General features: G+C 46.0%; 17 protein-coding genes. 15 read left to right on the top strand and 2 right to left on the bottom strand.

The genetic code is table 11. From position 1 onward, the window contains the following. Nucleotides 1–10 precede the first annotated feature (10 nt). The 3 genes from AMJAP_RS10420 (at nucleotide 11) to AMJAP_RS10410 (ending at nucleotide 2032) form a co-directional block, all read left to right on the top strand. A complete protein-coding gene (locus AMJAP_RS10420) occupies nucleotides 11–367 on the top strand; it encodes a TraR/DksA family transcriptional regulator (protein WP_019620634.1) in 357 nt (118 codons plus the stop codon). A 412-nt stretch (nucleotides 368–779) separates the two neighbouring features. Continuing rightward, nucleotides 780–1250, top strand: a complete 471-nt coding sequence (locus AMJAP_RS10415; RefSeq protein WP_019620635.1) for a type II toxin-antitoxin system VapC family toxin — start codon at nucleotides 780–782, stop codon at nucleotides 1248–1250. 320 nt (nucleotides 1251–1570) lie between these two features. Continuing rightward, nucleotides 1571–2032 carry a GNAT family N-acetyltransferase gene (locus AMJAP_RS10410; protein ID WP_019620636.1) on the top strand — a complete coding sequence of 154 codons (462 nt, stop codon included), beginning with the start codon at nucleotides 1571–1573 and terminating at the stop codon, nucleotides 2030–2032. Nucleotides 2033–2185: 153 nt separating this feature from the next. On the opposite strand, the gene AMJAP_RS10405 is transcribed toward AMJAP_RS10410, so the two are convergent. Next, the gene (locus AMJAP_RS10405; protein ID WP_019620637.1) at nucleotides 2186–3514 is read right to left on the bottom strand and encodes a hypothetical protein; all 1329 of its coding nucleotides are present in this window, start codon (nucleotides 3512–3514) and stop codon (nucleotides 2186–2188) included. Nucleotides 3515–3685: 171 nt separating this feature from the next. On the opposite strand from AMJAP_RS10405, the gene hpaH reads away from it, so the two are divergent. The 12 genes from hpaH (at nucleotide 3686) to AMJAP_RS10345 (ending at nucleotide 13128) form a co-directional block, all read left to right on the top strand. After that, the gene (hpaH, locus tag AMJAP_RS10400) at nucleotides 3686–4489 is read left to right on the top strand and encodes a 2-oxo-hept-4-ene-1,7-dioate hydratase (protein ID WP_019620638.1); all 804 of its coding nucleotides are present in this window, start codon (nucleotides 3686–3688) and stop codon (nucleotides 4487–4489) included. 9 nt (nucleotides 4490–4498) lie between these two features. Next, entirely contained in the window at nucleotides 4499–5305 is an 807-nt protein-coding gene (hpaI, locus tag AMJAP_RS10395) for a 4-hydroxy-2-oxoheptanedioate aldolase (RefSeq protein ID WP_019620639.1), read from the top strand. Nucleotides 5306–5321: 16 nt separating this feature from the next. Further along, nucleotides 5322–5984 carry a fumarylacetoacetate hydrolase family protein gene (locus AMJAP_RS10390; RefSeq protein WP_019620640.1) on the top strand — a complete coding sequence of 221 codons (663 nt, stop codon included), beginning with the start codon at nucleotides 5322–5324 and terminating at the stop codon, nucleotides 5982–5984. A 14-nt stretch (nucleotides 5985–5998) separates the two neighbouring features. Then, nucleotides 5999–6772, top strand: a complete 774-nt coding sequence (locus tag AMJAP_RS10385) for a fumarylacetoacetate hydrolase family protein (RefSeq protein WP_019620641.1) — start codon at nucleotides 5999–6001, stop codon at nucleotides 6770–6772. 38 nt (nucleotides 6773–6810) lie between these two features. Continuing rightward, entirely contained in the window at nucleotides 6811–8334 is a 1524-nt protein-coding gene (hpaE, locus tag AMJAP_RS10380; RefSeq protein WP_019620642.1) for a 5-carboxymethyl-2-hydroxymuconate semialdehyde dehydrogenase, read from the top strand. A 367-nt stretch (nucleotides 8335–8701) separates the two neighbouring features. Further along, nucleotides 8702–9091 (top strand): 5-carboxymethyl-2-hydroxymuconate Delta-isomerase, encoded by a 390-nt coding sequence (locus AMJAP_RS10375; RefSeq protein WP_019620643.1) that lies wholly within the window; start codon nucleotides 8702–8704, stop codon nucleotides 9089–9091. 205 nt (nucleotides 9092–9296) lie between these two features. Then, nucleotides 9297–9800, top strand: coding sequence for a GNAT family N-acetyltransferase (locus AMJAP_RS10370; RefSeq protein WP_019620644.1), 504 nt, complete (start codon nucleotides 9297–9299; stop codon nucleotides 9798–9800). Nucleotides 9801–10026: 226 nt separating this feature from the next. Beyond that, complete coding sequence (locus tag AMJAP_RS10365; protein ID WP_019620645.1) at nucleotides 10027–10857, top strand: mechanosensitive ion channel family protein; 831 nt, start codon at nucleotides 10027–10029, stop codon at nucleotides 10855–10857. A 257-nt stretch (nucleotides 10858–11114) separates the two neighbouring features. Then, a complete protein-coding gene (locus AMJAP_RS10360) occupies nucleotides 11115–11567 on the top strand; it encodes a DUF302 domain-containing protein (protein ID WP_019620646.1) in 453 nt (150 codons plus the stop codon). Nucleotides 11568–11866: 299 nt separating this feature from the next. Continuing rightward, nucleotides 11867–12175, top strand: coding sequence for a DUF1272 domain-containing protein (locus AMJAP_RS10355; RefSeq protein ID WP_083935246.1), 309 nt, complete (start codon nucleotides 11867–11869; stop codon nucleotides 12173–12175). A gap of 44 nt (nucleotides 12176–12219) precedes the next feature. Further along, nucleotides 12220–12738 carry a DinB family protein gene (locus tag AMJAP_RS10350; protein ID WP_236588719.1) on the top strand — a complete coding sequence of 173 codons (519 nt, stop codon included), beginning with the start codon at nucleotides 12220–12222 and terminating at the stop codon, nucleotides 12736–12738. 21 nt (nucleotides 12739–12759) lie between these two features. Continuing rightward, on the top strand, nucleotides 12760–13128 hold the full coding sequence (locus AMJAP_RS10345; protein WP_019620648.1) for a DUF2306 domain-containing protein: 369 nt from the start codon (nucleotides 12760–12762) through the stop codon (nucleotides 13126–13128). A 26-nt stretch (nucleotides 13129–13154) separates the two neighbouring features. Here the strand turns inward: AMJAP_RS10345 and AMJAP_RS10340 are convergent, their stop codons facing one another. Beyond that, on the bottom strand, nucleotides 13155–14351 hold the full coding sequence (locus tag AMJAP_RS10340) for a multidrug effflux MFS transporter (protein ID WP_019620649.1): 1197 nt from the start codon (nucleotides 14349–14351) through the stop codon (nucleotides 13155–13157). Nucleotides 14352–14456: the final 105 nt, after the last annotated feature.

Here is a 14456-nt window from a genome sequence, read left to right as displayed (position 1 = left end):
AGAAATAGTGATGGATAATATTTCTTTGCAACAATGTAGCGATGCGCTGCAAAAACTTAAGCAGGAACTAGAGCTCGAGATTGCCGATCTGGAACTGAGTGCCCGTCCTGTACAGTTAGATCAGCAAGCGGTTGGCCGGGTGTCACGGGGCGATGCGCTGCAACAGCAGAATATGGCGCTGGCAAACCTGGAGCAGTGTCGCATCAGGTTGCAGGAAGTACTTCACGCTGAGAGTAAGTTTGGTGTAACCGAATACGGTTATTGCGAAGCCTGTGATGAGGTCATTAACCTGCCCCGAATGCTGGCGCGGCCAGACAGTCGTTATTGCCTTGGTTGCCAGTCTGTTGTGGAAGAGAAAGAGAGCTAGATCGCGGCTTCGCCGCTAGCTAGTGGCTAGAATGTCGCTACGCGACTTGCTAGAAAAAGCGCAGAAAAACAGCAGTTGTAGTCATCAATAGAGCTGCTAGGATATAGTTAAATCTGGTGGGTAATTGGAGTACCCGTATCGTAGTCTGTGATTTTGATTTGCCTGTGTAGTTCGGCTAGACACTTAAGACAGTTCAGACGGATATTCAGGATGAACACCGTTGATCCTTTTTTCCTCTCTGGCAGCCCTTGCCTTCGCATATTTGGTCACATATTCCTGATACTTACGGCTTCTGCGATACATCTTTTACACGTCCTTGGATTATAGCGTACCTTGTAAGGTAGCAGAGCTTGCAAGCTTTAGAACCTTGCATGGGCACAATAATAAAGTTGTTATGTTTCAGGTGTGAATTTTGAACTTTAATCCATATGACGATTTCGTATTCTTTGACTCATGTGCTTTTGACGGTGGAGATCATGGAGAGCAGATGGCTTCCGAAAAAGCTCGGGAAGTTCTTGAACAGAACAAAAAGAAAGTGATGTTAATGCACTCTGTAGTAAGTGAGATCAAGAATCCCAATACACCAGATTGGATTCAAGAAATCGAGCCCAGATCGCGTAAAACAGTGAAGTTAGGGCTCATTGATTCCGAACAAGAGACATTAAAAGATATTCAAAGGATTATCGTAGGTAACGGAAATCTAGAAAAGCGAGAAGCTGATTGCTTCCATATATTTGAAGCTCAAAAGTATGGCGGTTGTTTCGTTACGTCTGATGTAGGCATTTATAAACATTCAGATGCTATCAAACAAGGGTATGGCCTTAATATAGTTAAGCCAAGCGAGTTTTTAGAGTTGCTAATTAAATACAGTGAACAAACATAACAAGAACATCAATGATCGCCAGCAAAGATGACTGGACGCGCATAAAGCCGCGCGCCCATTATGTAAGCGTTAATATCTGCTTTGGGTCGGTAAGCGACCTAATCACTACTGAGTCGAGTCAGATCAAGCGTTTGGGTCACATGAGGAGATACTAGAGCAAACGATATAATTCATCTCATCACGATACATGATCATATGTAAATACATCAAAAAAACATTAATTGACCGTTAGTTAGGAAACCCCTATCCACTAGTTGGTATATCTATCATTGACCATTAAGAGCTATATTTATTTAGAAACAAATCATCATGGGGTTTCCATGGAAGTAGTACGAGCTGATCTATCACATGTTGCTGAAGTAGCTAGATTATTCGATTCATATCGACAGTTTTATGACTGTAAATTTGATCGTCAACTTGCTTTTGAGTTTATCCAATCGCGAATAGAAAATAATGAATCTGTCATTTTCCTTGCGTTAGACAATCAGGGCAAAGGGCTTGGCTTTACTCAGCTATATCCATCGTTCTGCTCTGTTGAAGCAATAAAGATTTTTATTTTGTACGATTTATATGTGGATACTAATTCACGTAAAATGAATATAGGACGCTCACTGATGGAAAAAGCCAGAGAGCATGCTAAAGAAACCAGATCAGCGCGTATTGATTTGCTCACAGATAAGAACAACTATTCAGCCAAAAAACTTTATGAAAAGCTTGGATATACAAAAACCAATGAAAGCTTCCACTCTTATTCTTTGGTTGTGCAGCTTTCAACTATTTAAGTAAGTGACATCTCCTTAGATATGTCCGCTTAGGGTCTAAACTGACTGTTTTTAAAAACAGACACGTTAGGTTTTATGCTCTTATCTAGCAAGTAAAACGCAGTTTTACGTCTAGCTACTAGCAAGTTGCGCAGCAACGATCTAGTTACTAAATTATTTAATACCCATCGCTTCCATCAGGTAGATTACGCCGCAGCCTATGCCAATCATCACCAGGTTGTAGGGAAGTTGGTTACGTATAATCTCAGTGTCGGTCGCAAGAAAGCGGGCCTTCATAATAAAGTTCAGGCCGCTGAAGGTGCTGCCGGACATCGCCAGAGCTGTCCCCAGAATATAACTGATGGCCATCAGGTTCGGCGTCGTCGTGATGTCTGCTAAGAGACCTGCGAAGATCGCTACCAGTGCCAGCTGGTGAATGCCTAAATACGCCAGTCCAACAATCATCATCAGAACAAGGGATGCCACACCGGCATTGGTTTCGGTAAACGGCAGGCTGATCAGCCCTGCACTAATACATGACTTCACACCGGCAGCCAGTACGCCTGCGCTCATGAACAGGCTGATCTCGGCACGACTTTCTGAGAGTTTTCCGGTTATATGGTGAGCGGTTTTCTTGGCCGATTGACGGATACCTTCGCGCAGCATTAATAAACAGAGTGGCACCACGATTGACAGCAGGGAGACCAGAAAGACCGTTGGCAGAGAGGGGAGTTGCCAGCTGAGCAATAAAATCATCATGATCAGCGTGACAGGCAGTATCAGGGTTTTTGTTTTTAAGGGATAGCCGGCAAAGCTTTTCAGCTCACTGCTTGCCCGGAAACGGGCCTCAAGCATGCTCAGAAGGAGACCGGTTATCGCGATAGCGATTGAAAAAGGGTAAACCTGTGATAGCTCAACTCCCGGTACCTGTTCCAACACCAGTGGCAACAGGCTTAAAAAAGGTGACCAGAGTACCGCCATGCCGAAACCCCGGCTGAGTACCAGTTGGGAGAGAAAATCGATTCCCTCTTTTTTTCTGATTTGATCGCCAACGACAATAACCGCTGAGAAGTTAGCCACGGATGAAAACAGGTGCATCCCTGAGAGAGTCGTGAGAAAACTGCGTATACCGGGTCTGCTTATATCGGAACCTACCTGACTGGCCATGCCAATAAAGGTAACAGCGGCTAATAGCATCGCCAGCTTCAGGTGCTCGCCTAACAGTGCTTGCAGCGATAGGTTAGCGCCCTGGCTCCAGGCGAGGGCTGCTGCAAGAACGCCGACTGAGAAAAGTATGAGGATCTGTTTGCGTTGTTTTGGTTTTAACCGCGGCGTTTCAATCACAATATACAGCCAGGCGAGTGCCGTCGCGATGCCTTCCAACCCCAATGGAAGGGCTGTATTTAACAGTGTAAGCAAACACATCAGAAAAATGATGATGCCGGTAAAAGGGGCTCCAGGCCAGTAATAGCTTAGTTTTCGGGTGTATTCTTTGCTTGTCATTCTTAAGCCTGTAAATAAAAACTGGAAATTAGTTAATATATTAATTATATTATCAGCATATGTTAGTCCTTACCTGTGTAGAGGTAAATGGCTATAAGTAAACAAGTCAGTATTTTTGAGCGACACTTTTTGGTTGCTGCGTTCAGCGCTAGCTAGGATGGAAGGTTAGATATGTTAACAAAAGATCAGATAAAAACAGCGGCAGAGAAGCTATATCAGGCAGAGAAGGATTGTACTCAGATTCCTGCGCTTACACTTGAATACCCAGATATGACAATGGATGATGCTTATGCCGTCCAGAAAACCTGGGTTGACCAGAAGATTGCAAACGGTGCTTCTGTTAAAGGTTATAAAATAGGTCTGACCTCCCGTGCTATGCAGATGGCTGTGAATATTGATCAGCCTGATTACGGTGTGCTGTTAGATGATATGTTTTTCGCTGACGGGGCTGAAATAAAAGCCTCTGATTTCCCTGATCCACGTATCGAAGTGGAACTGGCGTTTGTGCTTAAAGAGCGTCTGGAAGGTGAGAATGTCACTATTTTTGATGTAATGAACGCGACCGATTACGTTATTCCTTCGCTTGAGCTGATCGCTGCACGCTGTCACCGAACAGACCCTGAGACGGGTTATACCCGTAAGGTATACGATACTATCTCTGATAACGCGGCAAACGCCGGTATCATTCTGGGTGGTCGGCCAATCAAACCGATGGATATGGATCTACGCTGGGCCGGTGCTTTACTGTATTTAAATGGTCAGATTGAAGAAACGGGTCTGGCAGCGGGTGTATTAGGTCATCCTGCGAACGGTATTTCCTGGGTGTGTAAACGCTTTGCGCCGCACGGTGTCGCGCTGGAGCCGGGTCAGGTGGTTCTGTCCGGATCTTTCACCCGGCCTGTCCCTGTGAAAGCAGGTGATACGGTTCATGCGGATTACGGCCCATTGGGCGGTATCTCTGTGAAATTTGTTTAAGAGGGCGTTATGGATCTTCCTGTAAATAAATTTAAGCAGGGCCTCAAAGGTGATAAGCCTATGTGGGGGCTATGGTTAGGTCTGCCAGACTCAAGCTGTGCTGAGATCGTTGCAGGCTCTGGCTTTGACTGGCTGCTAATCGATAGTGAGCACGCACCGTTTGAACTGGATTCAACGATGCGTCATCTGCAGGCAATTGCGCCTTACGGTGTGCCAGCAATTGTACGTCCTGAAGAGGGGCGCACGGCACTGTTGAAGCGTATTCTGGATATCGGTGCTCAGACAGTACTGGTGCCTATGTGTGATACCGCTGAACAGGCTAAAGAGTTGGTTAAAGCGGTTAAGTACCCGCCGCAGGGTATTCGTGGTTTGGGCAGTTCGCTCGCCCGTGCCGCTAACTGGAATCGGATTCCGGGTTATCTGCAGAAAGCAAATGATGAGATCTGTCTTATCGTGCAGGCTGAAACAGTGACTGCGATGGCTAACTTAGAAGAGATTGCTGCGGTTGATGGGGTTGATGCGGTATTTATCGGCCCGTCTGATCTGTCTGCTTCAATGGGGCATATCGGTAATCCGGATCATCCGGAAGTAGTTGCTGCGATCGAGAATGGTTTGAAGATTATCAATGATGCAGGTAAGGCCGGTGGTCTGCTCTGTATCAATCCGGCTAAAGCTCACGATTACGTGGCTAAAGGCGCTAAGTTTGTGGGTATCGGTGTTGATACCCTGCTGCTGGGCAATGCAGCAAAGCAACTGGCGGAAAGCTTTAAGTCCGGCGAAAACAAAGCTGAGTCCACTGGCTCAAGCGGTTATTAATTTTAGGTAGAGATAAATGACTAACAATCCAATCGTTAAAGGTAAGTTGGTTTGTGTTGCGCTGAATGATTCCGATCAGTTTAACGCGATGCAGGCAGAATTCGGTGAAGCACCTTACAAGAGTGCGCCAACGCAGCCAGTACTGTATTTCAAGCCGCACAATACCTGGAGCACTGAAGGTGCTGAGGTTGAGTGGGCTGTCACTGAAGGTCAGCCAGCTGAAGAGATGGTTGTAGGTGCGTCTCTGGCTGTCGTCTTTGGTAAAGAGTGCTGCCGTGTAAGCCCGGAAGAAGCATTGGACTACGTTGGTGGTTACACCCTGGTTCATGATTTCTCTCTGCCTGAGAAAAGCTATTACCGTCCTGATATCAAGGGTAAGTGCCTGGATGGTTCTGCTCCGATCGGTGGTGCTGTTGTACCAGCATCAGATATTGCTGATCCACAGTCTCTTACTGTTGCAACCAAGGTGAACGGTGAAACAGTTAATGAAATGCCGCTGAGCCGTTCAGTACGTAGTGTTGCTGAGTTGATCAGCACTATTTCTTACATTATGACTCTGCAGCCGGGTGAAGTGATCGCCGTTGCATTCCCGGGCCAGCGCGCCGCTGTTGCCAAGGGTGACAAGGTTACCTCTGAAATCGCCGGTGTTGTATCTCTTAACAACCAGCTGGGTCAATAACAGGAGCTTAAAGCATGAAACACGCACGCGTACTTTTGAACGGCTCCGAACTGGATGTAACCGTTGAAGATAATGGTCAGCTGAAATCTAAAGCAGACGGTCAGCTGATTAATGAAGCCGATGTAACCTGGCTTTCTCCAATTAAAGAGCCAGGTACTATTTTTGCCCTGGGTCTGAACTATGCCGATCACGCCCGTGAGCTGGCATTTGAACCACCAAAAGAGCCGCTGGTATTCCTGAAGGGTACTAACACTCTGACCGGTAACAAGCAGAATGCTTACCGTCCGGATAACATCGATTTCCAGCATTACGAATGTGAGCTGGTAGCGGTTATCGGTAAAGAAGGTAAGAACATCTCTCGCGAAGACGCAATGGATTACATCGCGGGTTATACCGTATGTAACGATTTCGCTATTCGTGACTATCTTGAAAACTACTACCGTCCTAACCTGCGGGTTAAGAGCCGTGATTCTCTGTTACCAATTGGCCCATGGCTGATCGACAAAGATGATGTTGGTGATATCTCTGACCTGAAAGTGACTACCCATGTTAATGGTGAGCTGACTCAGGATGGAACCACTGCAGATATCATCTTTGACGTGCCTTTCCTGGTTGAATACCTGAGTAAGATCATGACGCTGAAGCCGGGTGACATGATTGCTACCGGCACCCCTGAAGGTCTGAAGGATATGCAGCCGGGTGATACCGTAGTTTGCGAGATCGAAAAAATCGGTGCCCTGACAACCTATATCGTGTCTGAACAAGAGTTCTACGGCGACAAGTATTAAGCACTTTGAGTAATCAGAGTACGAGGAGAATAGTAGATATGAGCGAACAACTAAAACAGAATCTTGCGAAAGCTGAAGGTTACCTGGCGCGCTTTAAAGAAAACCCACTGGGCTTGTTCATCAATGGTGAGTGGACGCAGGGTACTGAAGCGAACACTTTTGATAATACTTCACCGACTGATCAGAGCTATCTGGGTAAAGTCGTTGCAGCGACAACTGAAGATGTAAACGCTGCGTGTGAAGCCGCCGCTGCGGCCGCTGCTGACTGGGCTGCTACCCCGGGTGCTGAGCGTAAGAAAATTCTGCACCGTCTGGGTGATGAGCTGGAAAAGCGTGCTGAAGAGATTGCGATGGTTGAATCGATGGACTGTGGCCAGCCGCTGCGCTTTATGCGTCAGGCTGCTGTTCGTGGTGCTGCGAACTTCCGTTTCTTTGCCGATCAGGCACCTGAAGCGCGTAACGGTTTGTCTTTGCACCAGGCTGAGCACACTAACTTCACTGTGCGTAATCCAATCGGTCCAGTGGCGGTTATTACGCCATGGAACACACCGTTCATGTTGTCTACCTGGAAGATCGCGCCAGCGCTGGCTGCCGGTTGTACTGTTGTACATAAACCTGCCGAACTGAGCCCATTGACGGGTGCTATTCTGGCTGAGTGTGCTGACGCTGCGGGCTTGCCTAAAGGTGTTTGGAACATGGTTAACGGTTTCGGTACTGTGGCGGGTAAAGCACTGACTGAGCACCCTGCTATTAAAGCCGTTGCGCTGGTAGGTGATTCTGCCACAGGTAAAATGATCCAGGCTCAGACTGCATCAACGTTGAAGCGTTTGCATCTGGAACTGGGTGGTAAGAATCCGGTTATCGTATTTGACGATGCTGACTTTGATCGTGCACTGGATGCTGTAGTCTTCATGATCTATAGCCTGAACGGTCAGCGCTGCACCAGCTCTAGTCGTCTGTTGGTTCAAAGCGGTATCAAGGATAAATTCCTGGCTGCACTGAAAGAGCGTGTTGCAAATCTGAAGGTTGGCCACTCTCTTGATCCTGAAACGGAAGTCGGTCCGCTGGTACACACTGGTCACTACGACAAAGTAACCAGCTACTTCGATATTGCTAAGCAAGATGGCGCAACTATCGCTGTTGGCGGTAAGTCTCTGCGTGACGAAATGGGCCCGGGTAACTATGTAACACCGACCCTGTTTGTAGAAGCGAAGAACAGCATGCGTATCGCTCAGGAAGAGATCTTTGGTCCTGTTCTGACGGCTATCGAATTCGATACCGAAGAAGATGCTGTTCGATTGGCTAATGATACTATCTATGGTCTGGCAGGCTACATCTGGACTAGCAATACCGGTTGCGCAATGCGCATGGCGGATAAAGTTGAAGCCGGTATGCTGTGGGTTAACTCTGAGAACAACCGTAACCTGCCATCACCGTTCGGTGGTGTGAAGATGTCCGGTATTGGCCGTGACGGCGGAGACTGGAGCTTTGATTTCTATATGGAAACGAAGAACGTGTGTATCTCCCATGATACCCATAAAGTGCCTGTCCTCGGCCGTTAAAGCTATTACGTTTGGCTATACGGCGTTAAAAACTGGCTCAGAATGCTCACCTACAATAGTAGGCTCCGCTTCTTCGCCAGTTTTTGCCTAGTCTAGCCTGCATTCATTACGCTTTAACCCTTAGCTATTGCGCTTGATCATATGGCGTTGAATGAAGGCTCAAAGTGCTCATTTAGTAAACTAAACTGCGCGCTTTTCCCTTCATTCGCCTTATCTGATCTTCGCTCTTAACGCTTAGAAGTGTTATGCACTTGATCTGTTACAGACGCTGACTAAGAGCAATCTTTGTCAGCTTTTTCTTTTCAGGCCTGTGCTCATTACGTATTATTTTATAGCTAAGTACTGAAGTACTTATCGGAGATAATTTATGCCGCATTTTATTATGGAATATTCCGCTAATTTAGAAGACGATCTGGATATCCCTGGTCTGTTCGAAAAGCTCAATGAAACAGCTATCGGGACCGGTGTATTCCCAATCGGTGGTATCCGCACCCGGGCTGTCCGTTGCGATCACTTTCGTATCGGCGAAGGCGATCCGGACAATACCTTTGTTCACCTGACCGCCAAAGTCGGCTCTGGGCGTGAACCTGAAGTACTAAAGGCCGCCTGCGATAAGATTTTTGAAACGTTCACACAATGCCTTCAGCCAACCTTTGATAAGCGTTGGATGAGCATCGGTTTTGAAATGATTGAGCTGCATCCAGAACGTAACTATCGGATGAATAATATTCATAAGAAGCTCGCTGAGAAGAAGTAGATCTCTGCTCGCAACCGGCAGCTTCGCCGGTTGCATCTTTGTGCAACGTCCGATCCCCACTTCTGGCCTACTTATATCAGCTGCTGTCCTGGTGACGGGTTATTACTTTAAGCGCTTTGCTCAGTAGATAATCTGATAAATTATCTATATTTAAACGGGTGATTTGTTGTAGATTAAGAACTCATAACCGTAATCTGGAAACTAAGTGATTCGTTTATTCGACACGTCACGTCTTAGGGTGGATGAGGCTTCTTTAAACACACCGGAGGCAGAACTGAATGCGCTTTATGCCGATGTGCTAAAGATTCTGATCCCGTCGGTTGTCGAACATCTTCCCACTCATTTTCATGATATTACATCAACAGCGGCGGCTATTCGTTGGTTCGAACGAATGACTTCTGAAAGCCGCTTGTTAATCATCAGATTGAAGAGTACGGAAGAAGTTATCGGCTTTGCTTTTATTTATAGCGATAATCTTGATGCACATATTGGCTATCTCTTCGGTGAATTTTGCTGGGGGCTTGGATACGCTAAAGAGCTTTTGTCAGGTTTGATCAAGTGGTGTCGGGAAGATGCTCATTGGTCCAGATTAATTGGTGGTGTCGATATCGCCAATGTCAGATCTTCAAACTTACTTATAGGTTTGGGTTTTGTCTCTCTTCCCGGGGCGAAGGGGACGACTCAGTTCTACGTTTATAAGCTGGATTAATACTCAAATATAAAATTCTCCAAATTTTATTATAAGAACCTGTATAACCAATTGTTTTAAATGGCTTAACCAATTGGCGATTCAAGTTGATATTGGCTATTGTATAGCGAGTGATCTTGATCGGTGTTTGGCCCTCAACTATAAATTATCGGGTAGTGAGTACCTCTGCACCAGTTCAATTATGTTCTGGCATCACTCAGCGAATCCAAAATAAGGAATTAGATTCATGCAGGAAATTATTGAAAATATAGATATCAACCAATACCTTCCGGCGGCTATCGCCTGGGCTACAAATATACTGCTAGCGATTGTTATTCTACTTATAGGCTTCTGGATAGCGAACAGTGTTAGTAAGATGATTATCGGCCTGAGTAAGAAGAGTCCGCATCTGGATGATACGTTGTTCCGTTTTTTAAGTAGCCTCGCGCGTTATGTGATTCTGGCTTTTGTGTTCATTGCGATACTGAACCGTTTTGGCGTACAGACCGCGTCTATTGTTGCACTGCTGGGTGCAGCGGGTCTGGCAGTCGGTTTAGCTTTACAGGGTGCGCTGTCTAACTTAGCAGCAGGAGTGATGTTGCTAATATTCCGACCTTATAAGGCGGGCGATTATATTGATGCGGGTGGCTGTTTCGGTAACGTCACTGAGATTGATATGTTTACTACCGTACTGAGAACGTTTGATCATCAGCAGATTATTATCCCAAACAGCAAAATCTGGGGTGAAAAGATTATCAATCACTCTCATTACGAGGTTCGTGGCGTTGATATGAGCTTTGGTGTTGCCTATGGAGAGAATACCGATGCTGTACGGGCGGTGATTGATGAGGTATTGGCTAAGCACCCGCACATTCTCGATACGCCAGCTCCATTTGTTGAGGTAAGTACATTGAATGACAGTTCAGTTGATTTTGTCGTTCGACCTTTCTGTAAGGGCGAACACTATTTCAGCGTGCTTTATTCTGTACCTGAGCAGATTAAAAAGGCGCTGGATGAAAACAATATCGAAATTCCGTTCCCTCATCGTAAAGTTATAGTTGTGAATGAAACGGCTTAAGCCGTCTTCCTATACTACAAGCTAGCGTAGGGCGTTATGGGTCAGTACCTGAGCTGATTCATAGCGCCCTTTTTATGTTTTATGTGCAGATATATCCGCTGATCGATCCCCACTGGTTTCAAGTCTTTCCGCTCTATAGTGCTCGTCTTTTGAACTTGGAGTCTTAATTTCTGAACAATTGTTTAAATACCATCTAGACTCAATAGAGTCTGATAGCTTCTATCAGTAACCATGTGGAAAATATTCGGGAGTGGAAAATGATTAGAAGTGTACTGCTCGCACTGATTGCGATCTTTATAGCTTTACCAGCCATAGCGGCTGAGGGTGTGATCAATGTTCAAAGCCCGCACAGTGTTAAAGAAACAGCCGATAGATTGAATGATGTTCTAACCTCTAAAGGCATGACGGTATTTAACCGGATAAAACACTCTGAAGCGGCAGCTGGTGTGGGTATTCAGTTAGCAGATGCTGAGCTCATTATCTTTGGCAACCCTAAAGCAGGAAGTCCATTGATGAAGTGTCAGCTAAGTGTCGCTCTGGATCTGCCTCAAAAAGCACTTGTGTGGTCTGATGATCAATCGACGGTATGGATCTCATATAATGATCCTGCTTATCTAATAAAACGGCATGCTATTTCTGATTGTGATGCTGTTATCTTAAAAATATCCAAAGCCCTGGCAGGTATAACGAAAGCGGCAGTCACTGAATAAACGGATAGCAGGCGGTTTATGCAAACTAAGTAAGTACATCCGGGCTATCGATTATCAGAACAAGCTTATGAGCTTTAATCGTAGCGATTTCTCATAGTAGATTAATAGTGACCTGTATTCAGAGCCATTCTCAGCTGTATGCTTATTGGCTTACTGAGGTGGCGTGAGTCCATAGCATAGATGAGATTTGTGCTTTGTTACTGCTTGTAAGTAACTTCGATAACTTGTCCTTAGCGTTTTATTAACAGTAAAATCGATGGTGACTTAATACTCAATCCAGATTAGGGAGGATCTTTTTAATGCTAGAACTGCGCCCAAATTGTGAAAATTGTGATATCGATCTGCCGCCTAATTCGACTGAAGCCTGCATCTGTAGTTATGAATGTACTTTCTGCCGGAATTGCGTAGATAAGCAGCTTAACAATGTATGCCCTAACTGTGGTGGGGGTTTTAGTAGCAGACCTGTACGACCAACAAGCGAATACAGAGCTGGAGTAGGGCTCAATGTTCATCCGGCATCCACGCTACGTGTGCATACTCCGTATAGTGCCGATGAACTCGCTGAATTTACAGATATGATAAATCCGATCAAACCTGAGAATAGATAAGTTTTAGGGAGATGCTTATGGATATCAGGAATCACTATATATTGATGGCTGACTATAATCAGCGCATGAACGATCAGGTATATACAGCCTCAAGTAAGCTTGATAGCGACCAATTAGGGGCGGATAGCGGTGCGTTTTTTTCGTCCATCCTTGGTACGCTTAACCATATCCTGGTGGGGGATCTTCTTTGGCTGTCCCGGTTTTCATTGCATTCTGCTCGTTATCATTCATTAAAAGGTTTAAGTGCTTTGCCAAGGCCAAAACATCTTAATGAGATCCTTTACCCGGAATTGGTTTTACTGGTAAAAGCTCGAAATTTTGTTGATGGAACAATTAACCAGTGGTTGAACGAAGAGATTCGCGAGGATGATTTTGCCCGTGGTTTAGTCTATGCCAATTCTCAAGGGGTAGTGAGCGAGCGCAATTTCGGTGAGTTGCTCAGTCATTTTTTTAATCATCAAACCCACCATCGAGGTCAGGTTAGTACACTGTTATATCAGCATGATATTGATATTGGGTGCACCGATTTTTTAATTGATATTCCAGATGTTATAAAGGATTGATATGCAGGGTACGGAAAAGTAATGCATACCTATGTTCACCTGTCAGCGGCTACATGGGTATTGGTAATTGGTTTTCTTCAGCTGCGCTGGGCCAAGGGGACTTCACTGCATAAACGGCTGGGCTGGTCTTGGATGTTAGCGATGATAATCGCTTCAATATCTTCCTTTGGAATTACTGGCTTTGTTAATTGGTTTTATGGGTATGGCCCAATTCACCTACTTTCGATCTGGGTTCTGATCTGTGTTGTCTTATCTGTTGGTTCAGCTCGAAGAGGGAATATTCGTTCTCACAGAAGCTATGCTGTGGGTGCGTATCTGGGTACGATTGGCGCTGCAGTAGGTGCTGTTTTGATGCCGGGCCGATTATTACATATGATTTTTATAAGCTAGATATTGGAGGAATAGAGCGCATTTATTTATTCCCCTTTACTGCCTTTAAGGGCAAAAAGTAACGCTAAAATAGCCAGGCATATAAGCACAACAGGCAGCATGTTGATGCTGAAATCTATTAGTAGAGGGGTTAGCTGAGCAACCAGAGACCCTAAGGTTAATTGGAAAAAACCCAGCATTCCCGTTGCTGTAGCAACAGCTCCTGTTGTCGAAGAGATCGCGGCGGCCTGAGCACTTGGCTGGCTCAGCCCTCGGCCATAAGTATAGAGGGACATCGGTACAAAAAGTGCTAGAAAGCTGAAAGGCATGAGTAAAAACAGTACTAGCATTAGCACAGCTCCGCCCGCCGAAAGACCATTCCCAAGAAACATCATCTGGCGGGTTCCTACTCTGGCTGAAATACGGCCAGCCGTAAGGCTTCCAAACCAGAACCCACCCGCGACCAGCAAAAACCAGTTGCCGTAGTCGGCAGAGTTCCCGTGCAGTTGTTCGGCGACCAGAAAGGGAGCACTGGTCATAAATATAAAAAAGCCTGATGCAATCATCGTCGCTGAGAGCGCGCAAAAAATATAGTTACGGGACGAGAGGACGGTACGGTACCGGGCGAAGCTTTGTAGCAGGGTACCGCTGTTTGCATTAGCGGAGGCTGTCTCAGGCAGCGTAAAGAGTGCTCCCAGCCAGACCAGAGTCCCCAGAGCCATGGAGACCCAAAAGACTGATTGCCAGCCTGCTGCAAGGTTCAGGTAACCTCCGAGAGTAGGGGCTAATGCCTGAGCGCTGGCGATGCCCATGGTGATGTATCCAAGCATCCCGGCGGCTTTGTCTTTACCGTGCTGGTCCAGAATAATGCTGCGCGCTAATAGCATACCGGTACATCCCCCGGCCGCCTGAAGAATCCGGGCAAATAAGAGCTGCCATACTTCGAAGGCAAAAGCCCCCAGCAGCCCACCGAGAATGTGTAAAAGAAAGCCCCAAAAGAGTACTGGGCGGCGGCCATAGCGGTCGGCTAGCGGACCACTAATCAGCTGTCCTATCGCCAGTGTTAACAGGTAAAAGGTAAAGCCCAGCTGAATGGTAAAGGAGCTGGTATTGAACTGTTCTGTTAAGACCGGCATTACTGGCGCATACAGATTGAGTGCAACAGGACTGGCGATCGCCATTCCGGCTAATAGTGCAACAGGGGTTTTAATCTGAGTATCACTGCGACTAGTGGATGTTGACATAATGGACCGGTATTGTTGTGTAATCTGTAAAATACTTAATAAGTTAACAGAATACACTGAGAAGCATAAGTCTGCTAGTTATGAAGGGGTTAGAGCTCTTTCATG

Source organism: Amphritea japonica ATCC BAA-1530, assembly GCF_016592435.1.
Lineage (GTDB): Bacteria > Pseudomonadota > Gammaproteobacteria > Pseudomonadales > Balneatricaceae > Amphritea > Amphritea japonica.
Note: the sequence above shows the minus strand (reverse complement) of the source record. Positions and strands in the feature narration are given on the sequence as shown.